Origin of the sequence: Acinetobacter lactucae (assembly GCF_001605885.1) — a bacterium.
In the GTDB taxonomy this organism is placed as follows: domain Bacteria; phylum Pseudomonadota; class Gammaproteobacteria; order Pseudomonadales; family Moraxellaceae; genus Acinetobacter; species Acinetobacter lactucae.
The window spans coordinates 1-22,639 of record NZ_LRPE01000025.1 but is presented as its reverse complement, the minus strand read 5'-3'; the positions used below and the strand labels follow the sequence as shown (position 1 = coordinate 22,639).

The 22,639-nt window shown below is 38.4% G+C and carries 20 protein-coding genes; 3 read left to right on the top strand and 17 right to left on the bottom strand.

Annotated elements, in window-relative coordinates:
• The first annotated feature begins 88 nt into the window (after positions 1–88).
• On the top strand, positions 89–3,853 hold the full coding sequence (locus AWW73_RS11105) for a hypothetical protein (protein ID WP_062849658.1): 3,765 nt from the start codon (positions 89–91) through the stop codon (positions 3,851–3,853).
• Positions 3,854–3,971: 118 nt separating this feature from the next.
• Here the strand turns inward: AWW73_RS11105 and AWW73_RS11100 are convergent, their stop codons facing one another.
• From AWW73_RS11100 to paaA, 13 genes are all read right to left on the bottom strand, one after another.
• The gene (locus AWW73_RS11100) at positions 3,972–4,355 is read right to left on the bottom strand and encodes a PaaI family thioesterase (protein WP_002133131.1); all 384 of its coding nucleotides are present in this window, start codon (positions 4,353–4,355) and stop codon (positions 3,972–3,974) included.
• A gap of 77 nt (positions 4,356–4,432) precedes the next feature.
• Complete coding sequence (locus AWW73_RS11095) at positions 4,433–5,038, bottom strand: DapH/DapD/GlmU-related protein (RefSeq protein ID WP_062849657.1); 606 nt, start codon at positions 5,036–5,038, stop codon at positions 4,433–4,435.
• On the bottom strand, positions 5,025–5,990 hold the full coding sequence (gene paaX / locus AWW73_RS11090; protein WP_000062822.1) for a phenylacetic acid degradation operon negative regulatory protein PaaX: 966 nt from the start codon (positions 5,988–5,990) through the stop codon (positions 5,025–5,027). The genes AWW73_RS11095 and paaX overlap by 14 nt, the downstream gene beginning before the upstream one ends.
• Positions 5,991–6,043: 53 nt before the next feature.
• A complete protein-coding gene (paaK, locus tag AWW73_RS11085; protein ID WP_000377865.1) occupies positions 6,044–7,333 on the bottom strand; it encodes a phenylacetate--CoA ligase PaaK in 1,290 nt (429 codons plus the stop codon).
• 40 nt (positions 7,334–7,373) lie between these two features.
• Positions 7,374–8,582 (bottom strand): 3-oxoadipyl-CoA thiolase, encoded by a 1,209-nt coding sequence (gene pcaF, locus AWW73_RS11080; protein ID WP_057106468.1) that lies wholly within the window; start codon positions 8,580–8,582, stop codon positions 7,374–7,376.
• Between the two features lie 12 nt (positions 8,583–8,594).
• The gene (locus AWW73_RS11075) at positions 8,595–10,133 is read right to left on the bottom strand and encodes a 3-hydroxyacyl-CoA dehydrogenase (RefSeq protein ID WP_062849656.1); all 1,539 of its coding nucleotides are present in this window, start codon (positions 10,131–10,133) and stop codon (positions 8,595–8,597) included.
• 2 nt (positions 10,134–10,135) lie between these two features.
• The gene (paaG, locus tag AWW73_RS11070; RefSeq protein ID WP_062849655.1) at positions 10,136–10,927 is read right to left on the bottom strand and encodes a 2-(1,2-epoxy-1,2-dihydrophenyl)acetyl-CoA isomerase PaaG; all 792 of its coding nucleotides are present in this window, start codon (positions 10,925–10,927) and stop codon (positions 10,136–10,138) included.
• Complete coding sequence (locus AWW73_RS11065) at positions 10,927–11,700, bottom strand: enoyl-CoA hydratase-related protein (RefSeq protein WP_062849654.1); 774 nt, start codon at positions 11,698–11,700, stop codon at positions 10,927–10,929. Before AWW73_RS11065 ends, paaG begins: the two co-directional genes overlap by 1 nt.
• An 8-nt stretch (positions 11,701–11,708) precedes the next feature.
• Entirely contained in the window at positions 11,709–12,770 is a 1,062-nt protein-coding gene (paaE, locus tag AWW73_RS11060; RefSeq protein WP_062849653.1) for a 1,2-phenylacetyl-CoA epoxidase subunit PaaE, read from the bottom strand.
• 23 nt (positions 12,771–12,793) lie between these two features.
• A complete protein-coding gene (paaD, locus tag AWW73_RS11055; protein WP_001177938.1) occupies positions 12,794–13,294 on the bottom strand; it encodes a 1,2-phenylacetyl-CoA epoxidase subunit PaaD in 501 nt (166 codons plus the stop codon).
• 15 nt (positions 13,295–13,309) lie between these two features.
• Positions 13,310–14,065 carry a 1,2-phenylacetyl-CoA epoxidase subunit PaaC gene (gene paaC, locus AWW73_RS11050; protein WP_062849652.1) on the bottom strand — a complete coding sequence of 252 codons (756 nt, stop codon included), beginning with the start codon at positions 14,063–14,065 and terminating at the stop codon, positions 13,310–13,312.
• Between the two features lie 12 nt (positions 14,066–14,077).
• Positions 14,078–14,368, bottom strand: coding sequence for a 1,2-phenylacetyl-CoA epoxidase subunit PaaB (gene paaB / locus AWW73_RS11045; protein ID WP_062849651.1), 291 nt, complete (start codon positions 14,366–14,368; stop codon positions 14,078–14,080).
• A 32-nt stretch (positions 14,369–14,400) separates the two neighbouring features.
• On the bottom strand, positions 14,401–15,339 hold the full coding sequence (paaA, locus tag AWW73_RS11040) for a 1,2-phenylacetyl-CoA epoxidase subunit PaaA (RefSeq protein WP_016141440.1): 939 nt from the start codon (positions 15,337–15,339) through the stop codon (positions 14,401–14,403).
• 265 nt (positions 15,340–15,604) lie between these two features.
• On the opposite strand from paaA, the gene paaZ reads away from it, so the two are divergent.
• Positions 15,605–17,707 carry a phenylacetic acid degradation bifunctional protein PaaZ gene (gene paaZ / locus AWW73_RS11035; RefSeq protein ID WP_062849650.1) on the top strand — a complete coding sequence of 701 codons (2,103 nt, stop codon included), beginning with the start codon at positions 15,605–15,607 and terminating at the stop codon, positions 17,705–17,707.
• A gap of 43 nt (positions 17,708–17,750) precedes the next feature.
• On the opposite strand, the gene AWW73_RS11030 is transcribed toward paaZ, so the two are convergent.
• Positions 17,751–19,130, bottom strand: a complete 1,380-nt coding sequence (locus AWW73_RS11030) for an L-serine ammonia-lyase (RefSeq protein ID WP_062849649.1) — start codon at positions 19,128–19,130, stop codon at positions 17,751–17,753.
• Between the two features lie 352 nt (positions 19,131–19,482).
• Here AWW73_RS11030 and AWW73_RS11025 point away from each other — a divergent pair, with 352 nt between their 5' ends.
• Positions 19,483–20,391, top strand: a complete 909-nt coding sequence (locus AWW73_RS11025) for a DMT family transporter (protein ID WP_062849648.1) — start codon at positions 19,483–19,485, stop codon at positions 20,389–20,391.
• Between the two features lie 379 nt (positions 20,392–20,770).
• On the opposite strand, the gene AWW73_RS11020 is transcribed toward AWW73_RS11025, so the two are convergent.
• The 3 genes from AWW73_RS11020 to AWW73_RS11010 all read right to left on the bottom strand — a co-directional run bounded on the left by AWW73_RS11020 (position 20,771) and on the right by AWW73_RS11010 (position 22,316).
• Positions 20,771–21,205 carry an I78 family peptidase inhibitor gene (locus AWW73_RS11020; RefSeq protein ID WP_031947948.1) on the bottom strand — a complete coding sequence of 145 codons (435 nt, stop codon included), beginning with the start codon at positions 21,203–21,205 and terminating at the stop codon, positions 20,771–20,773.
• A gap of 158 nt (positions 21,206–21,363) precedes the next feature.
• The gene (soxR, locus tag AWW73_RS11015; RefSeq protein WP_062849647.1) at positions 21,364–21,828 is read right to left on the bottom strand and encodes a redox-sensitive transcriptional activator SoxR; all 465 of its coding nucleotides are present in this window, start codon (positions 21,826–21,828) and stop codon (positions 21,364–21,366) included.
• Positions 21,829–22,022: 194 nt separating this feature from the next.
• Entirely contained in the window at positions 22,023–22,316 is a 294-nt protein-coding gene (locus AWW73_RS11010; RefSeq protein ID WP_016141447.1) for a hypothetical protein, read from the bottom strand.
• Positions 22,317–22,639: the final 323 nt, after the last annotated feature.

Sequence of the window (22,639 nt, the reverse complement as noted above, 5' to 3'; positions counted from 1 at the left end):
TCTCATAATAAAATACTTAGATCTTGTGTAAGCTAGTATAAATTTGATAAATATATAATTTATCAAAATATTTAATAGGTTATAAAAAATGATAAAGCCAGATTGGGAAATATTTTCTGCAAAATTCTCTAGCGATAAAGAGTTAACTTTTGAGTGGTTTACATATTTATTATTTTGCCGAGAATTCAACCTACCTAGAGGATGGTTCGGCTTTAAAAACCAATCAGGTATTGAAAAAAATCCTATTAAATATAATGGAGAAATTATCGGGTTCCAATCCAAATTCTATTCAACAAAACTTTCAGAACATAAAGATGATTTAATTGAAACTTTAAATAAAGTAAAACGCGATTATCCTGAACTTACCAAACTTTTATTCTATACAAACCAAATTTGGGGTCAGGCATATAGCAATGTGGAAAAAAGGATGATCCCTCCTCAAGCGTTGGTAGATATAGAAAATAAAGCCAAAGAATTAGGCATTTCACTGGAATGGAGAGAGACCTCATTTTTCGAATCAGAGTTTGTCTGTTTAGAACATGATGATTTATCAAAGTACTTCTTTACTGAACAAGCACAACATGGCTGGCAACGTTTTGATGATTGGTCAAATACAAAATCCAAATTAGAAGAAGAATATTTTATTGATGATAATGTGAAAGTAATTTCACCAAATCATCAACAGAATAGTGAATTAAATGTTGTAGATGGTATTAATGAAATACGTAAAAAGCTTAGTAGTTCTAATTCTTCAGTCCGATTAGTTGGTTTATCAGGTGTTGGCAAAACTCGCTTTGCACAAGCATTATTTGATGAGCGTATCGGTGAAAATAGTTTAGATCATCGACAAGTTTGGTACTGTGATTTAGGTGACTCACCAATCCCTATGCCTGAACACTTTATTGAAGAGCTAATACAGAAAAATAAATCTTATATTTTAATTGTAGATAATTGTGGACAAGATACTCATGCAAATCTAACGAGAAAAGTTCAAAACTCACAAATTACTTTGATGACAATTGAATATGATGTAAAAGATGATTTACCAGAAAGAACAGATGTTTATAAATTAAAACCGATTAGTGTAGAAATTGTTCAAAAAGTTATTGAACGTCATTATCCCCATATTAATGACCTAAATAGTCGGAAAATTGCAGAGTTTGCTGGTGGAAACTATCGTTTGGCTTTAGCTATAGCATCGAACATTGAAAGAACAGATAACTTAGCTTTACTAACAGACAAGGAGCTTTTTGAAAGATTGTTTTGGCAGCAAGGTCACGTAAATGAAGAATTATTAAAAGTTGCACAAAATTTTGCTTTAGTTTATTCGTTTAATATTGAAGATAGCGGAGAAGAAAACTCGGAACTAGATTTCTTAGCAGGATTAGCAAGAGTAGATGCAGATACCGCTATTGAGGCTATAGAAAATCTTAAGAATAAAGATATTGTACAACAACGTGGAAAATGGAGAGCAATATTGCCTCATGCTTTAGCAAACCATTTAGCTAAAGAACTCATTTCGACAAAATTAGTCTCTAAAATTAATGAATTTACTGCAAAAATGCCTGTTCGGCTTCAGACCTCTTTTATTAAACGCTTAAGCTATTTACATGATGTACCTAAAGTAAAAGAACTAGCTAATTTATGGCTTAGCAATAACGGCTGGTTAGGTGAAAACATTTTAAATGACTCTTATGACAGTCAAGATTTAGTAAAAATTCGGTTATTATCTTTAATTGCAGAAGATCAATTACTGGCTTTAATTGAGCAGAAACATGCATTAGATAAAAAATTCTTAACAAGAGAAAATCTACATTTTGTTGAATTATCTCGATTGGTTAGATCTTTAGCGTATCAAAAACATAATTTTAAAGATGCTTTTAAATTATTAATTTATTTTGCTAAAGATGAAAAAGAGAATGAAAGAAACAATTCAATTCGTGATTTAGTAACTTCCTTATTTAGATTATATACTTCTGAGACTCTAGCTGACTTGGAACAGAAAAAAGAAATATTAAATGAACTAAAATCACAAGAGGTATATCAATCTATTTTACTAGATTGTATTTCCATAGCTTTAAATTTTCATGAATATGGATATTTCATAAGAGAATCTACTGAAAGTGGAAAGTCTTCTGATTATGGCTATCACCCTAAAACATATGAGGAAATCTTATCTTGGGTTGATTTTTTGCTAGAAATTCTGAACGAATTAGATATTCGTGGGATAGCTAAAGCGAGAACAATTTTTGTAAATCATCTCAAGGAAATAATTTGGACATGTGGAGAAACTGAAACAGTAAAAAAACATTTAGAAATTTTTAATAAAAGAAGTTTTTTTGTTGAAGCTCACAATAAAATATTAAATATTATTAAGTGGAATACAGATGAGTTAAAAAGTAAAGCTCCAAAAATTTTAGAAGAGTTAAGTGAGTTAGAAATTGATTTGAGACCAAACAAATCCAATATAAGTGAATTAATAAAGTCTTATATTTTTGTTCCAGACTATAAATTAGATGAAATACTCAAAGATTCTGACGAAGAAGATTCAATAAAAATCCCAGAATTTGATAGCTACGAACATCTTATAAATTATATTTCTAAAAATCTTCAAAATATAGAAGTATTAAAAGAAAATTTAGAACTATTAATTTCGGCAAATAGTGGCTGGGTAGAGAATAATTATTTAATTAAATTAGGTGAAAATTCAGCACAAGTATTTACTGATAGCGACCAATTTATGGAATATATTAAATTTTTAAATATTGAAAAACAACTACGTTCTTCTGAATTTTTACTAGGTATCTTAAAGGGTTTTAAAAAGAAATCGACAAAGGAATTTTATCGTATAATTGAATTTATGACAAAACATGAAAACTATAAATACATGGTTTGCTTGCTATTAATGCAAACTTGTGAAAATGATGATGATTTTTTATATTTTTCTAATTTAATTACAAGCAAAAAAATGGAGGTTTTAAATTTTCCTAGTATTTCTGGTTACAAACATCGCCAAAGAATTACTAACAATCAATATGAAATTTTACTTGATGCATTAATTAATATTTCAGCTCTAGATGAAGTTAAATTTACACTTTTACAGGAATGTTTTTTTCAAAAAAAACTGGATGAAAAGTATCGAGATATTTTAATCAATAATATTCAAGAAATATTTAAAAATGATAATAATTACGACCATAGCGAAGATGCATTAAAATATTTACTTACATTAGATCAAACCACAAAAAATAAAATTCTAAAAGATATTAAAAGTATATTTCACGAAGAAAGGTATATTTCAATATATCGAAATTCTAAGAAATTTAGATTATTAAAGTTATCTGCAGAAGAGTGTACAACAGAGTTTATTTCCTTATTTTTAGAAGATCAAGAATTTATGAACAGACTGTGGAAAAATGATTTCTTAAAAGTTCTTGTTTATGCAAAAGAGGATAAAGTTTTATATTGGATTAACAACGATCAAAACAAAATGAATCAGTGGATTAAAAACTCTAGTTTACTTATTATTCAAGATAATGGTGACATTAATTGGTTAGATCTAACAAAAAGCCTACTAAATATTAGTAAAACCCCATCTCAAACTTTAGAAGATATCATTCAAAATAATATTTTTGAAATTAAAGGAAATATAGTGTATTCAGGTAGATGGTCTGATGTATTAAAACAAAGAATTCCTTATCTTACCTCTTTAAAAGATAAATTAGAACTTTCGCACCCAGAACTCTTACCTTTAATATATAAAAAAGAAAAAGAATTATTAAAGATGATTGATATACAATCTAAAAAAGATGATGATGAATCTAGGGTTAATAATGAACGTTTTGATTATTAAATTACTTTAATTTAGAAAAGATAATTCTTACTCTATTAGATTGAGCCTATTTTCATTTATTCGTATTGTTAAAAAGCCCCTACAAAAGCAAGGGCTTTTTTTCAAAACCAACCACCTATCACGGCGCAAGCCTATAACAGGTAGATGTAAATAAAGCGACTCTATTATTCAAACCGTCTGTTATCACCACTTCGTAATGCGCGAATTTTTTACTACTGCCGACCTTGGTTGCCGTTGCAAATAAGACCCTATCTTTTGCACCGCTCATATAACGAATATCCGCCTGTAGGCCTGTATATGGCGCATCCCCTGCATTACAAGCCATCGCAAAAGCAATATCGGCTAAAGAAAATATGACCCCACCATGCACACCGCCCAATGCATTCATGTGTTCGTCTTTTACATTAAGCTGACAACGCGCCTCATCAAAACTGCGATGCAACACTTGTACACCCAATAGCTCTGCGAATTGATCAACCGCAGTAGTTTCCATATTTTGCACAAACGTCTCCCTACTCATGCGAGTATTCCTTAAGTGTTATGAATCTCTATGTATTGAAATCGACTGATTAAAAGCCGTTAAACGCTATCTTGTTTAATCTGATAGTTTGAGGAACTAAAGTCCTTATAGGTCAGGCGGTCATCCAACTCTGAGCTTAAAGGCTGAACTTCTTGCATTGAGTTTAAGCATCGCTGTGCAAGCTCAATGTATTCTTGCGTGCCTCTAGTTTTCCACTTTTTTTCTTGTTCTGATAAATCACGTGCCACCTTGGTAGGACTACCCATTGCCAGTACATTTGCCGGAATAATATCTTTGGTTTTGACTAAACTATTTGCACCAATAATGGTGTTTTCACCAATTTCGGCATAGTCCAAAATTACGCTGTTCATGCCGACCAACACATTTTTTCCAATGCGGCAGCCATGTAAAGTTGTGCCATGCCCAATGTGCCCCATTTCTTCAACTAACGTCACGCTTTGCGGAAAACCATGTACGGTGCAGTTATCTTGTATATTGGCATTTTGCTTAATATGAATACGACCAAAATCGGCACGCAATGAAGCAAATGGCCCTACATATACACCCGCTTCAATAATCACATCACCAATTAAAACTGCGGTTGGGTGTACAAAAGCGTCTGGGCTAACGACGGGAATAACACCGTCAATACTATAACAAGGCATGATTTAACCTCTCATTTGTCGCCACCAAACCTCCGAAACGGCGCCAATAGTGTGCTGTGGCATTTGGCATTGGTCCTTCTGCTGTTGCGGCAACAGACAAGAAGTATTCATCGGCAGGTTCAAATACTTTTTTATAAATATTCATTGATAACGTTCGTGCACTAATCGCAGGCCAGTCAGTTGGCAACAACTCAAGCGGTAGTGCTGGGTCTTTCAACAAAATCCGTCGATAATAATGAATCAGCAAAGTTCGAATTTGAAAGGCCTGAACAGGTTCGAGTTGTTCGTTTTCCTGCATCAGCAACACACCAATTTCTCTAAAAATATCGAGAAACTGTAGATATCTTTGGCGTAATTCATCGATTGGCCAGTTGGTTCTGAGCATACGGCCAATGGTATCGACCGAATTATTAAAGAGTTGCAAGGTTTCGGCTTTAAACACCACCACTTGCTCACTCATATTTAAGTCAACCAACAAGCGTTGCAGTTCAATACGGTTACAACCCGGATAAGCCATTAAGTTGGTTGAAATATTGGCAAACCCTAACCATTCGAGTTCTTTCTTTAGCAACGCTTTATTTTCAGTGTCGAGGCTAGACATTAGAATAAGATCCCAATAATGATCCCACTCTTTCATCTGGTCGTTATAAATGCGTTGTTCGGCTTGCAAATAGGTCGAACGACTCGAATCGGTAATTCGATAAAAACTGGTTCTGCCGATTTTGTCTGAACATAACCAATCATTTTTAACTAAACGAAAAACAGAAGTTCTTACAGCACGGTCATTAAAACCAAACAGCTCTAATAACTGAATCAGGCTTGCAAGACTAATGTTTCCACCCCGATGAAGTACTGAATCTCCAAAAATTGTCGAAATAAGCGAAGTTCCACTTAAGGTTTCATTCTTTACAACAGAATCAATTATTTGCTGTATTTTTGCACTCATACTCATGTCTTGGCGTTTAGTTTCAGGGTATAGATTCTATACCCTGAATGATCTTGATGTTAAGCAATCTGACGCATATCGATTACCCGCTTTGCCTTACCTTCCGAACGAGGTAAGGTCGCTTCTGTCACAACTTCGACAGTAACGCTAATCCCAATCATGGTTTTAATGCGTTTCATCAACTCCTGAGCAAGTTGATTGGCCTGTATAGTACAGTTATGACACATCTCTGTACGAATATGCAAAGTATCCATATGTCCTTTTTTAGTCACCAAAATTTCATAATTTGGAACTAAATGCGGAACTTGCAAAATTTGCTCTTCAATTTGAGTTGGGAAAACGTTCACGCCGCGAATAATCAGCATGTCGTCGCTACGGCCCACAATTTTATCCATCTTACGCATTGCCAGATTTTCACCTGGTAGTAAACGGGTCAAATCGCGGGTACGGTAACGAATAATCGGTAAGCCTTCTTTGGTAATGGTGGTAAAGACTAACTCGCCAAGTTCACCATCTTTACAGACTTCACCTGTTTCAGGGTTAATAATTTCCGGATAGAAATGATCTTCCCAAATGGTTAATCCCTCGCCTTCACCTAAGCACTGCATCGCAACGCCCGGCCCCATCACCTCAGATAAACCATAAATATCGAGTGCTTTAATATTGAGGCGTTCTTCAATTTCACGGCGCAGTTCGTTGGTCCACGGCTCGGCACCAAAAATACCGACTTTTAAAGACGTATTACGTGCAGTACCAAATTGTTGCTCGAGCTTTTCAATAATGCTCACGCAATAGGATGGCGTAACCATAATTGCAGTCGGTTTAAAGTCTTGAATAAGCTGAACTTGCTTTTCAGTTTGGCCGCCAGACATTGGAATAACCGTTGCACCTAAGCGCTCAGCGCCATAATGCGCGCCTAGACCGCCTGTAAACAGTCCATAGCCATAAGCCACCTGAACCATGTCTTTCGCAGTTAAACCCGCCATGCGTAAGCAACGCGCAACAATGTCCGACCAAGTATTAATATCTTTTTGGGTATAACCCACCACGGTCGGTTTACCTGTTGTGCCTGATGATGCATGTAAACGCACAATCTGCTCTTGCGGTACGGCAAACATACCAAACGGATAGTTGTCTCTTAAATCCTGTTTGGTGGTAAATGGAAACTTTGCCAGATCGTCTAAAGTGACGAAGTCATCAGGATGTACGCCTGCTTCATCGAACTTTTTCTTATAGACCGGACTATTTTCATATACAAAAGTCAGGGTTTGTTTTAACCGTTTAGTTTGCAGCTCTCTAAGCTCTGCAAGTGTTAATTGTTCAACATTATCCGTTGTAAGGCTGTCCATCGCCTCTCTCCTCATTATGTAATTTTAAAAACCGTCTGAATTAATTTAAATTTTCCAAAATCAGTGCAACGCCTTGTCCAACACCCACACACATCGTGCACAGTGCATAGCGTCCACCTCGTTTTTTTAGCTCACGTGTTGCGGTAATCACCAAACGTGTACCGCTCATACCGAGCGGATGGCCTAACGCAATCGCACCACCATTTGGGTTCACGCGTTCATCGTCATCTTTTAAACCAAGTTCACGCATACAAGCTAAAGATTGGGCTGCGAATGCTTCATTCAGCTCAATCACATCCATCTGATCTAGCGTTAAACCTGTTTGCTTTAAAATTTTCTGCACAGCAGGAACAGGACCTATACCCATATATTTGGGTTCAACACCTGCACTTGCAATACCAATTACGCGTGCTAAAGGTTTTAGACCATGGGTATCTGCAAATTCACGGTTGGTAATTAATACACACGCAGCACCATCATTTACACCAGAGGCATTTCCAGCAGTCACCGAACCACCTTCTTTTTTAAATGGCGCTTTTAGTTTTGCGAGTGCTTCAAGTGTCGTTTCGCGCGGATGTTCATCGCGATTCACAACGTTCACGTTTTTCTTACGATCTACAATCTCGACAGGTAAAATCTCATCGTTAAAGAAACCGTTTTGTTGTGCCGCAGCCGTTTTTTGTTGGCTACGCAATGCAAAAGCATCTTGGTCTTCACGACTAATTTGATATTTTTCAGCTACATTTTCGGCAGTTTCCGGCATGCTGTCAGTGCCGTATTGCGCTTTTATTTGCTTATTTACAAAGCGCCAGCCAATAGTGGTGTCATAAATTTCAGGTGTACGGCTAAACGCTTCGGTTGGTTTAGCTTGTACAAATGGCGCGCGGCTCATTGACTCCACACCGCCTGCCAACACAAACTGCGCTTCACCTGCCTTAATTGAGCGTGCCGCAAGGCCTACCGCATCTAAACCAGAAGCACACAGGCGATTGACGGTCATGGCCGGTACTGTATCAGGTAAGCCTGCCAAGAGTGTCGCCATACGTGCAACGTTACGGTTGTCTTCACCTGCTTGGTTGGCACATCCTAAAAACACTTCGTCTACTGTATTCCACGGTAAGTTCGGGTGTTTATCTTTTAAATATTTGATGGGCAATGCAGCTAAATCATCTGCGCGTACAGCACTTAGGGCACCTGCATATCGTCCAATTGGGGTACGAATAAAATCGCAAATTAAAACGTCTTCCATGTTGACTCCTGATTATGCAAATTCGGTCATATCACGTGAATATTGAGTAGCAATGTTTTGAGTTTTCGCTACATATTGCTTGAGGTAGATACTCGCGCGATATTTTTCCTCTCCATACAGTGCATATAAGTTATTTAAGGTTTGGAGCACATAAGCGCCGCCCATTTGTGTCAACCACTGGTAAGGACCTTTAGGATAATTCACTCCATATTTCATAGCATTATCAATATCTTCCAGACTCGCAACACCATGTAAACTTGCTTCACAGGCTTCGTTAATGAGTAAAGCGATGGTGCGTAAGGTTAACAGTGCCGGATGGTCTTTAATCCACATCACGCTAATATCAAACTGCGCAAAGTAAGCTTCAACTTTAACGAGGTCACTTGCTTCACAAAGTTCGTTATGACTGAGTACTAAAGCCTCTGCCTGCGCAAAATCATGATGCCAATCCATTAAAACCACTTTACGGCTTAGGTAATGAATATTGGCTGACTCACCTTGGCTTAAACGCAAGTCGATATCATCGATCTGAAGGATATTGTCATCACTTGCAGATCCGCTTTTTAAGCCTAAACGCGTTAAAAAAGCAGGTAGCTGAGACCAAGTCCCTTTGAGCTGAATATGGGCATCAATTGGTTTGACAGTCACAGCTTGAGGTTGAAAAGTCTCGTACTGATTTTTTTCGTTATAACTATAGAAACCCTGTTTTGACTTACGCCCCCAAGCACCTGCATCGACCAATTCTTTTTGAATCAGGCTTGGGCGGTAGCGTGGCTCGTAAAAGAACTCTTGATAAACGCTTTGTGTCACCGAAAAGTTAATATCTTGCCCAATGAGGTCTGTGAGTTCACACGGCCCCATCGCAAAACCGCCACATTGCTTTAAAGCATAGTCTAGTTGGTCGTAGCTGGTGACTTGTTCTTGCAGTGCTCTAAAGCCTTCTGCATAAAACGGACGTGCAATTCGGTTAACAATAAAACCGGGAGTCGACTTGGTGAGTACCGGAATTTTTTTCCAGCTGAGCATCAAGTTTTTTAAAGCCAAACATAAGCTGTTTGGGGTTTTTAAGCCTTGCACAATTTCAACCAGTTTCATAACTGGCGCAGGGTTAAAAAAGTGTAAACCGACCACGCGTTCAGGGTGAGCAATGCCTGCCGAAATTGCAGTTACTGAAATTGAAGATGTGTTACTTGCAAAAATGGTTTGCGCACTACAAATTTCAGCAAGTTGCTTAAATAAAGACTGTTTAACTTCTTTTTTCTCAACAACCGCTTCAATCACCAAGTCAGCATCACGTAAGGCTTCAACTTGATTCACCACCGTTAAACGCGCTAAGGCTTCATCAGCTTGCTGTTGTGTAAGCTTGCTCTTTTCAACCAACTTTTTAAATGTCTGCTCTAAGCCGTGAGCGGCTTGTTGCGCTTTTTGAGCATCTAGATCATATAAAACGGTCGAGTGCCCATTAACGATGGCTAACTGAGCAATGCCGATGCCCATGGTGCCAGACCCAATGACGGCAATTCGGGCACGAGATAAGTCTAAATCTGTCATGCTTAGCGCCCTTTAAAATTTGGTTCACGTTTATTCATAAAGGCTTGTACACCTTCACGATAATCTTCTGAACGACCCGCAATACGTTGAAAATCTCGCTCTAACAGCACTTGCTCATCAAAGGTGTTATTGCTTGATTGATGAATGGCTTTTTTAATGAGAGATAGACCAAAAGTAGGCTGTTTCGCTAAACGTTCCGCAAGTTCAGTCACCTTTGTTTTAAGCTCAGCGTCTTCAACCACATCCCAAATCATGCCCCATTCTTTTGCGGTTTCTGCTGGTAGCTTGTCACCTAACAAAGTTAAACCCATCGCACGCGCATGGCCCACGGCACGTGGTAAAAACCATGTACCAGCAGAATCTGGAACCAAACCTAAGCGACAAAAGGCTTGTACAAAGTTTGCCGATTTGGCTGCAATCACCAAATCACATGCCAGTGCAATATTTGCCCCTGCACCTGCTGCCACGCCATTTACGGCACAAATCACAGGCTTTGGCATATTTACAATCGTTTTAATCAGCGGGTTATAGTAAGTTTCAATGGAATATCCTAAATCTGGAGCTTCAGCATTTGGGTCAACTACACGATCGCCTAAATCTTGCCCTGCACAAAAGCCGCGACCTTCGCCACTAATCACAACACAGCGAACATCTGGATTTTTAGTCCACAGATTTAAAACCTCAGCCACTTCACGGTGCATATCAACGTTAAAGCTATTCAGTGCTTTTGGGCGGTTAAATGTTAGGTAGCCAACACCATTTTTTTCTTCAGCAATAATATTTTGATAGTCCATCACTCACCTCTAAACACTGGCTTTCTTTTCTCAAAGAAAGCATTAATCCCTTCGTTTCGATCTTTTGTAGCCGCCAGCCAGACAAAGTTTTGACGTTCAAACTTGAGTCCCTGACTTAACGTTGTTTCATGAATACTTTTAATTGATTGTTTAATTACGCGAATCGCTAAAGGCGCTTGTTTCGCAATTTTGACTGCAAGTTGAACCGCATATTCAACGGTTAATTCAGTCGGCACCACTTGACTGCAAATGCCGTGTTGCTCTGCCTGTTTTGCCGAAATCATCTCACCTGTCATGGCCCAGCGCATGGTGAGCTGTTGCCCTACCAAGCGCGCTAAACGCTGTGTTCCGCCTGCACCCGGCAACATACCTAAAGTAATTTCAGGTAAAGCAAAACGGGCATTCTCACCACAAACGACCATATCCGAATGCAAAACCAGCTCAAACCCAGCGCCTAAGGCATAGCCATTCACTGCGGTGATCAGCGGCTTACTAAACGCATCAATTTTTTGCCAAAGCTTCGGGCGAATATCGAGTTGCAAAGACACGGCGTCCATTGCAGCCAGCTCACTAAGATCTGCTCCAGCTGCAAAACATTGAGCGTTACCGGTTAAAACCACCGCTTTGACTTGAGCATTATGTTCAGCTTCTTCGAGCAACTCACACAAACATTGCAATGTTGCATTGTTTAAGGCATTTCTTTTTTCCGGACGGTTTAGGGTTAATAACAAAACACCGTCAGTTGCTGTGCTGGCTTTGATCAACTCTTGCATGGCGGCCTCTATTCATCAAAACTCAAGCGAACATTTGAGCCTTTTGGTAAGGTCTGGCAGCTCAGCACATAGCCCCTTTCAACTTCATCTTCTTCAAGACTGTAGTTAAGGAACATGTCGACTTCGCCAGAAAGCACCTTACAACGACAGGTCGCACACACCCCACCTTTACAGGCATACGGTAAGTCAGCACCTGCGCGTAAAGCCGCATCAAGAATACTTTCATCGTCTTGAGCCACAGAAACAATCAGCTCACGACCATCTAAAATAATGTTGACCTTTTCTTCTTTACGGTTTGCATCCGCTTCAACACTACGTTTACGCGCTTGTCCCGTATGGAAACGTTCGGTGTGAATTCGCTCTTTTGCAATGCCAAAGTTCGGCAAGGTGCTTTCTACAGCATTCATCATTTCGTCTGGACCACAGGCGAACACATGGTCAAAACTCGTTTCAAGCACATCAAAATCAAAAAGTTGTTTTAGCTTTTCTTCATCAATACGACCATTCATGAGTTCGCTGTCGTTGAACTCACGAGAAAAGATATTGATGAGTTGAAAGCGTTCTTTAAACTGATCTTTCAAATCCATAATTTGCTCGGCAAACATGGTTTGTTTCCATGAGCGATTGCCATAGAGCAACGTAAATTTAGCTTCGGGTTGTTCAAACAAAACTTGCTTAACAATCGATAAAATTGGGGTAATACCACTGCCCGCAGCAACACCTAAATAGTTTTGTCCGCCGATCTTGGCTGCTTTTTGAAAAAACACGCCTTGTGGTGGCATCACTTCAAGCACATCACCCACTTTCAAATGGTCATTTGCCCAGTTTGAAAATTGACCCTGATCAATTTTTTTAACCGCAATGCTGATGTCTTCTTTGCCTGCATAGCTACAAATTGAATAACAACGGCGGATTTCACCAGCTTCAGTTAAATGGCGAATGGTTAAGTGTTGACCCGGTTGAAATTGAAATTGTTCTTGTTGTTCAGGTACAACGTCAAATGCAATACAAATTGCCTGATCGGTTTGCGGCGAAATACTTTTTACTTTTAATGGTACAAATTGGCTCATGGCTGATTTCCTTATCTAAAGACTTAAATACATTTGAAGTAATCAAAAGGCTCAAGACAGTCCTGACATTTATAAAGTGCTTTACAGGCAGTAGAACTAAACTCTGTTAACAGTCGGGTATGTCGGCTTTTACAACGCGGACACTCGACACCATCATTTAAATGAACATGGGTCCCACACTGATGCGCCAACCCTTCAGGTGGTGCAATGCCATAGACTTGTAGTTTCTTTTTACCCGCTTCAGACATCCAGTCCGTGGTCCATGCTTCTGACAAATCGACCATAACTTTGACCGGTGTCAAAGCTTCTGCGGTAAATGCCTCAACAATTTGTGCTTTGAGCATATCTGTTGCTGGGCAACCGCTATATGTCGGAGTTAGACGAACAATAATTTCTTGTTGATCGTTAATCTCTACACCGCGAATCATGCCTAAATCGACAACCGATAAAACCGGAATTTCAGGGTCACTGACCGTTTGTAGAACATCCCAACATTGGTCGATGCAATGACGAATCATTTGCATGGCTCACTCCTTGTCTTACCAGGTCATGCCCGGATAAGTTCTTTGAATACTTTGCATTTCAGCCAACAAATAACCTAAATGCTCGGTATGCAATCCTTGTTTCGCTCCACGGCGATAAGCACCGTTCAAAGCAACATTTAATTCAAAACGTTTAAGCTCATCTGCAATGGTTTGGTTCCATTGTTCTTTTTCATTTGAAAAATCTGGAATCACGCCTTGTGCAACTAATGCTTGTTCGTCTGCACTCAGTTCAAATAACTCAGCGGTAAAACGCCATAAATTATTTAATCCGTTTTGTACACGTTGATGCGCTTCATCTGTGCTTAAACTTAAACGTTCCATCCAGCTTGTCGAAAAACGGATGTGATACTTCACTTCTTTTAAAGATTTCACGGCAAGTGCGCTTACTTCAGGAACTGAGCTTTGCGCTAAAGCCATAAATAAATGAAGATGGTAATGATCCATCAACCACTGGCGTACAATCGTTTGAGCAAAATCACCATTGGGTTGTTCACACAACAATAGGTTTAAAAACTCACGTTCTGTACGGAAATACGCAAGCTGATCTTCATCACGTTTAGCCTCGTCATATTGACCCGCCAAAGTCAGAAAGTTTCTTGCTTGACCCAACAAGTCCAAACCGATATTTGCTAAAGCAATATCAATTTCAAGCTCAGGTGCATGCCCGCACCATTCAGCCAAACGCTGCGATAAAACCAGTTGACTGTCGCCAATATGTAATAAGAATTTAGATAAAACTGACTGATTCATGTGTCATCTCCCTTACATGTGCTCAATGCCATCTGGGATATGGTAAAAAGTCGGATGACGATAAACCTTGTCTAGAGAAGGTTCGAAAAATTCAGCTTTTTCATCTGGCTGTGAAGATTTAATCAGTTCAGAACGAACCACCCAAATGCTAATTCCTTCGTTACGGCGCGTATAAACATCACGCGCATGTTGCAGTGCGATTTCATCATCAGGTGCTCTTAAGCTACCTACATGACGGTGGCTTAAGCCTTGTTTACTACGTACAAATACTTCGTAGAGCGACCAGTTGTTTTTATCTTCCATTTTGATTTCCTCAAATTTTTCCATAAATCTTGTTAAGCCACTTTGTTTGCTTCAAGCTGCTGCTTTTTCGCGTAGACCACTGCTGCATCACGAACCCATTTGCCGTTTTCCCATGCTTTACGGCGAGCTTCGATACGCTCGTGATTACATGGTCCACGTCCGGCAATTACTTCATTAAATTCGTGCCAGTCGATCTCGCCAAACTCATAGTGGCCTGTTTCTTCATTCAGTTTTAAATCTGGGTCCGGCACTTCCAAGCCAAGCTGCAACACTTGTGGCACGGTGTTATCAACGAACTTCTGACGTAATTCATCATTACTAAAACGTTTGATTTTCCACGCCATGCTTTGTGCGCTGTTTGGAGAATGCTCATCACTTGGGCCAAACATCATGAGTGCTGGCCACCAGTAGCGATTTACTGCATCTTGTGCCATCTGCTTTTGTTCTGGTGTACCGTTTGCCAAAGCCATCATGGCTTCAAAACCTTGGCGTTGGTGGAAACTTTCTTCTTTACAGATACGTACCATTGCACGTGCATATGGTCCGTAAGAGGTACGGCAAAGCGCAACTTGGTTCACAATGGCTGCCCCATCGACAAGCCAGCCAATTGCAGCGACATCTGCCCAAGTCAAAGTTGGATAGTTAAAGATTGATGAGTATTTCATTTTCCCATCAATCAATTTTTCCATCATGTCATCACGGTCAGCGCCTAAAGTTTCTGCTGCGCTGTACAAATACAAACCATGACCCGCTTCATCTTGTACCTTCGCCAATAAAACTGCTTTACGTTTTAAAGTTGGCGCACGAGTAATCCAATTCCCTTCAGGCAACATACCTACAATTTCAGAATGTCCATGTTGCCCGATTTGACGAATCAATGTTTTGCGATAGGCATCGGGCATTTGATCCTTCGCCTCGATCGTAATTTCATTGGCAATATTTTGTTCAAATTTCTGGTAATTGTTTTCCATTCTTTCATTCCCTGTAGGTATCACCCTTAAATCTATTTTTCGATACACTAAAAACAAAGTCAATCAATTTTTTAGTATCAAATTAAATACAACCAATAATTCAAAATTAAATATTTGAAATTATTAAATTTAAATCAATTGTAAAAAACCTTTTTACTTTTACAAATCAAAATAAAGTTGACTTTTTGACAAATTAATCTGAAATTATGAATCATATTTTTGCAATTTTTATAATTGATGTATCACATAAAAAAGGAGTTTGGTCATGCTTGAACAAGCACACCTAGAAGGAACCTCAACTGACACAGATTTTCAGCAGTCTGAGCATCAACTGCCTCACCTTGCTTCTTACGTCTATGGAACATGGCATTCGACGGGCGAAGAACTACGTCCTGTTTATCATGCCATTACAGGTGAACCGATTTATGCCGTAAGTAGTCATGGCATTGATATGAAACGTGTTGTTCAATATGCCAAACAAAATGGTTCAGAATTGGCTAACTGGACGTTTCATCAACGCGCTAATGCATTAAAACAAATTGCCCAATATTTACTGGAACGTAAGGAAGAGTTCTATAAGCTTGCTTATGCAACAGGTGCAACTCGTAAAGATGCATGGATTGATATTGAAGGTGGCATCCAGACATTATTTGCTTATTCAAGTCTGGTTCGCCGTGAACTCAATGACGAAAAAATTATTACCGAAGACAGCTGGATTCAATTATCTAAAAATGGGACTTTCGGCGCTAAACACATTTTAAGCCCTAAAGCAGGTGTTGCCGTTCACATTAACGCTTTTAACTTCCCAATTTGGGGAATGCTTGAAAAGATTGCACCGACGCTACTTGCAGGTGTGCCATGTATTGTTAAACCTGCAACCGATGGCTCTCAATTAACTCAAGCTGTTGTAAAAGCCATTGAAGAAGCACATGTATTACCAAAAGGTTCGCTACAACTCATTTGCGGTCAGACTTATGACCTGTTAGAACAGTTAGGCCCACAAGACTGCGTTACGTTTACAGGTTCTGCCTACACAGGTCAAAAACTACGTAACCACCCTCACCTCAATAAATATTCGATTCCATTTAGCATGGAAGCCGACTCGGTAAACAGCGCAATTTTAAGCCCTGAAGCAAATGAAGAAACTGTAGATTTATTTGTGCGTGAAGTCTTCCGTGAAATGACGACAAAAGCAGGGCAAAAATGTACTGCCATTCGTCGTGCTTTCGTTCCTGAAAACTTGTTAACGACTGTACAAGAGAAGCTAACCGCCAAACTTGCTAAAGTTGTGGTGGGTGACCCTCAAAAAGAAGAAACCACCATGGGCGCTTTGGCGAGTGTTAAACAAAAACATGACGTTGCAGAAAAAGTTGCCGAGCTTAGCAAAGATGCAAAAATTGTTTTTGGTGGCAACGAGACCTTTAGGTTTAATACAGATCATCCTGAAAAAGGTGCTTTTTTCGCTCCAACTTTATTGCTCTGCGAACAACCTTTACAAGCGACGAATGTTCATACTACAGAAGCTTTCGGTCCGGTATGTACACTCATGCCATATCAAAGCATTGAAGAGCTTAGCGATCTTGTTTCACGTGGTGAAGGTAGCTTAGTGGCTTCAGTCGTTAAAAATAACGATGAGAATATTGAACAAATTATTCAAAAAATTGCACCTTGGCATGGCCGTGTGCATGTACTCGATTCAGAGTCTGCAAAAGAAAGTACAGGACATGGTTCACCACTTCCGCATCTTGTGCATGGCGGTCCTGGTCGTGCAGGTGGCGGTGAAGAGTTAGGTGGTATTCGCGCCGTTAAACACTACATGCAGCGCACTGCAATTCAGGGTTCTCCAAATAGCCTGACTCAAATTACCCACTCATGGACTGCTGGTTCGAAAGTTAACGAAGACCGCGTACATCCATTTAAAAAGTCTTTTGATGAGTTAGTGATTGGTGAACGTTTATTAACGGCGCGTCGTACAGTAACTGAAGCAGATATTGTCAATTTCGCGTGTTTAAGCGGTGACTACTTCTACGCACATACCGACAAAATCGCAGCGGCCGAGTCTTTCTTTGGTGAGCGTGTGGCACACGGCTACTTCATTGTATCTGCTGCAGCAGGTCTATTTGTAGATGCAGCACAAGGTCCTGTGATTGCAAACTACGGTATGGACAACTTACGTTTTGTTGAACCCGTTAAAATTGGTGACTCGATTCAGGTTGAACTCACCTGTAAACAAAAAACGCCTAAACCACAAAAAGACCCATCTCAACCTGCACATGGCGTTGTCGTGTGGGATATTAAAGTCAAGAACCAACGTGGGGAACTTGTCGCAACTTACGATATTTTAACCTTAGTTGCTCGCGAGGCTTAATGTTTAAAATGAGATGGGGTCACCTCGTCCCCATCTCATTTTTTTAGCACTCAATTGCGTTAACAGCGAGGCCACCTTTTGACGTCTCTTTATATTTTTCAGACATATCTTTGCCTGTTTCCTTCATGGTCTGAATCACTTTATCTAGCGTGACAAAATGTTCATCGTCATCATGAAGTGCCATTTGTGCTGCATTAATCGCTTTTACGGCTGCAATTGCATTTCGTTCAATGCAAGGCACCTGAACCAAACCACCAATCGGGTCACACGTTAAACCCAAATTATGTTCAAGGCCAATTTCAGCTGCATGCTCCACTTGCTCAGGTGATGCTCCTAAAATCTCGGCTAAACCTGCCGAAGCCATCGCACATGCTGAGCCGACTTCGCCCTGACATCCCACTTCTGCACCAGAAATAGAAGCATTGAGTTTACATAAAATGCCGACGGCTGCCGCACTTAGAAAAAAGCGAACCACTTTGTCTTCGGAAAAGTCTTTAGAGAAAGTCACGTAGTAATATAAAACTGCCGGAATAATCCCTGCCGCACCATTTGTAGGGGCTGTTACGACTCGACCGCCAGCAGCATTTTCTTCATTGACCGCCAAGGCAAATAAATTAACCCACTCCATGGCATGAAAAGTTGTCACAATCAGGTTAGAGTTTTTCTTATTTAATAACTTATCGTGAATTTTTTTAGCCCGACGTTTTACGTTTAATCCGCCCGGTAATATGCCTTCATTAATTAATCCGTTGTGAATACATTGCTGCATCACTTTCCAGATTTCCATAATTTTACTGCGAATCTCACTTTCACTACGCCAGCTTTTTTCGTTTTCAAGCATTAACTCACTCACTGATAAATGATGAGTTCTACATAAGCTTAAAAGTTCAGCCGCACTGTGAAATGGATATGGAACTTTAACGTCGTTGGTTTCAGTTTCGGTGTGTGTTAATTGTCTTTCACTGACAATAAAGCCACCACCAACCGAATAGTAAGTTTCTGCATATAAAATTTCTTGAGCCCCGTTATACGCAATCAGTTCCATTGCGTTGGGGTGATAAGGCAAAGATTCATCTAAAAAAAGCACATCATGCTTATAATCAAAAGAAATAGTCTTTTGCTGATTAAGCTGGATAGCTTTATTTTCAAGTACATCTTCAATCAAGCTTATGCTTACTTGAGTATCAATATGTTCAGGGTCAAAGCCCATTAAGCCTAACAGTACTGCCTTGTCTGTCGCATGACCGACACCGGTTGCCGACAGCGAACCGTATAACTTCGCCTGAACTCTTACCGTTGCTTGTAAATTGTTTTGCTTCAATAAATCATCCACAAAACTGTATGCCGCTCGCATTGGTCCAACTGTATGGGAGCTAGATGGGCCGATGCCTATTTTAAAAAGATCAAATACACTAATAAACACTTGGTCCTACCTTCGATTCATTATTATTCGTATGTTCGTCATTATTGTGTCCTTTCGGATAGTTCTAAAATTATCATTAAGCCGTCTATAAGGCACTGAAAATAAATGGCTCACTGCCTAAAAACAACACAATCAATACTGAATTTACTATTTTTCAAATAGTAGATTTTTCCATTAAATTAAATGATAAATTCTTCAGCAAAATTCTGTGATTTGCATATACTGTTTCCTTGAGACGGACAGTCATCAAAAAGTTCCTACCCATTCAGCTAACTTATTCTTTACAAGATTAATCATTCTTATCTTGTAGAAATTGTGCTGCATAAAACTTTTAAAGTTTGAGTCACTCCATATGAACGTGCCAACAGAAACAAAATTTTCCCTAACTTATTATACGGGTTTCTTATCTGTACTATTTGCGGCATTTTTATGGGGTACTGCAGGTACTGCTGCGTCTTTTGCAAAAGGTATTAGTCCAGTAGTGATTGCCACTATATCTGTAGGTTTCGGAGGGTTAATTCATACATTTTTAAGTTTAAAAGCAATTAAGAAAGATTACCGAAAGCTTTTTGACTATAAAACGAAAGTTTTTATTGCTGTAATTGTCTCTATTCTGTGCCCTTTCGCATTTTATTCATCTGTCTCGTTGGCTGGTGTTTCCATTGGTACCGTCATTTCAATTGGCTGTGCCCCTTTGTTTTCGGTCATGCTCGAATGGTTATTAGATAAACGTAAACTCTCTTTAAAATGGCTCATTAGTTTTATCTTAGGTTTTTTAGGAGTTGTCTTACTCTCCTATTCAGGCGAACATAGTCATCAACATCAAGGGATTCAGTCAGAACGTCTTTTAGGCGTATTTTTTGGCTTACTTTCTAGCCTGAGTTATGCAACATATTCATGGATTATGAAAAATTTAATTCATGAAGGTGTCGACTCAAGAGCTGCGATGGGCGTGATTTTTGGTATCTCGGCCGTTCTTTTATTACCTACATTATTTATTACAGCAACTCACCTATTTGATTATCCAACAAATCTTTGGGTAGCACTTTATATTCCGATCGTACCTATGTTTTTAGGTTATCTATTTTTTAGCTTTGGATTAAAACGTATTCCTGCGAGTCAGGCCATGACTTTAGCACTCGTTGAAATTCCAGTAGCCACTTTATTAGCAGTGCTATTAGTAGGTGAAAGCCTAACATTGAGTAGTTATTTAGGTTTAATCTTAATTTTTTTATGCGTTATCGTTCTCACTAAAAAATAAACTTTGAGTAACAGCTAAAGACCAAAAAAATGAAAATTTTCTACACAAATCAAAAATTAATCGAGAGGTTAAAAAATCCATCATATATATGGACTGTTATAAATTACAGTCCAATTTACTCATTTAAGCCGATTAAAAAACAACCACAGAACATTAGCCATTAGTCGCACCTCTCTATTTTTATTCATTTTTACTGGTAAAGTGCTTTACATGGTTTGATACAACCTACTTAACTCAGATGCATAATTCACCTGTTCTTGCATCTGGAGTTTTTCTGCCTCTAGTCCGCTAGAGGCTTTTTTTTATTACTTAATAAAAAAGCCTGCATTTCAGCAGACTTTTATTTCACGATTTAATTTAGCAAACTTAATTATACAAATTAACCACAGGTTGCCTGAGTAATTTTCTTAGAAGCAGGATCAATAGTCACTGTAACTCGGTTTGTACGATAGTCCATAGTCATAGGTTGACCTGGAGCTACTTTACGCACAATTTCAGATTTAGTTTTTTGCTTAATTTGATCATCAGTCAGGCCAGATTGACCTACCAATTTTTGAGCTTCTTCTGCTACACAGTTCGCTTGGTTATCACGGAATAATTTCCATTCTTCGACGACTTGGCCATTTGGTAAGTGACAATACCCAACCTGCCCATTTGCTTCATTTCTAATTTCTAATTTCCCGCCTTGTTCAACACAATATTGACTAGCGGGGTTTGGTGAACCAATTTTTGGTGGAGTTGAATCTTTATGTTGTACAGATGAACAAGCCGTTAACGAAACGAGCGCTAAACCAAGAAAGATAATTTTTTTCATAAATTTTTGCTTCTTAATAAAAAACTAAAGATATCAAAAAAATTCATGTTTCATGTGACTTCTTTACAATAAAAAACTCTCTTAGAATTCTATTAACTGCTCTTTAATTGATTGGAATTTAAAATATTCTGTCCTAAAAAAATTATTAAATATTGTAATTAAGGTCTCTCTAAAATTCGTGGTCCAGCTCCTTCTTTCGCTAATACGTCATCAGGATTTCTTAAAGGACATTGCTCGAGTGACAAGCAACCACAGCCAATACACCAGTCCATTTCATCACGTAGTCTAGTTAATTTTTGAATACGCTCATCCAGATCTTTTCGCCAATGGCTTGATAATTCTTTCCATTGCTTGGCTGTTAATTTGCTTCCCATAGGATAGGCGCTAAGTGCTGCTTTAATTTCATCTAAAGAAATTCCAACTCTTTGAGCAACTTTAATAATCGCAATATATCTTAAAACGATTAATGGAAAGCGGCGCTGATTACCATTGGTTCTTATACTTTTGATCAGACCTTTCGCCTCATAAAAATGTAGAGTCGAGATAGGAACCCCACTCCTTTTTGCAACTTCACCCACAGTCAAAACTCGACTAGGGTCAGCTTTTTTATTTTCACTTATCATGATTGACCTCAACTTTACTCGAGGTTTATAAGAGAGCTTATTGATTTTGTCAAATAAATTATCCAATCGCTTTAACTGCAAAAAACATTTACTGAACTTATCGGTTTTATATAAAACCTGAGCAGTTAAATTGGATGAAATTATTAACTCATTTAAATCTATAAAATGGATTGCTGATATTTAAAGTTAAGAAATTAATTTTGTAGAGTACATGGACACCCACAAATCCAAAACATGTTGTAAACAAAAGGCATTGGTGCTCCTAGAGGATAGACCTTAGCTTGTTCGATTTTATAAGTTTTTTTACGTGACTCAATGTGAAGTATATTATCGTAGCGAGCAACTACAATTCCCTTTTTATATAATTTTTTCCGTTCATTCTTTGCATCAAATTTATATACCAAAAAGTAAACTTTTTCTCCTACGCTGATCTTTGAATGATTAACCATAATGTAACCATTACAATACTTACATTGCCAATCTTTCATATCTCAAATTATCACACGCTTAAGTTTAAAAACACATTGATTTTATAGTATAGATTTATTAAAGCCACAAATCTAAAGAAATATTTCAATTGAAAAAATAAGGTTTTATTGTGACACATATCACAATAAAAACATAAAAATTTCAAATTATACTTATAAACATCAATTACTTACCTATATAATTTTTAATATTATTATTTTTAAAAATATTAAATTTATATATATTTTATCCCATCATATAGTGTTTTAGTGAGTAAATTTAAATATGATTTCATAATTAATTTTAATAATCTACTTATTTCATTATACTTAATTTAACATTC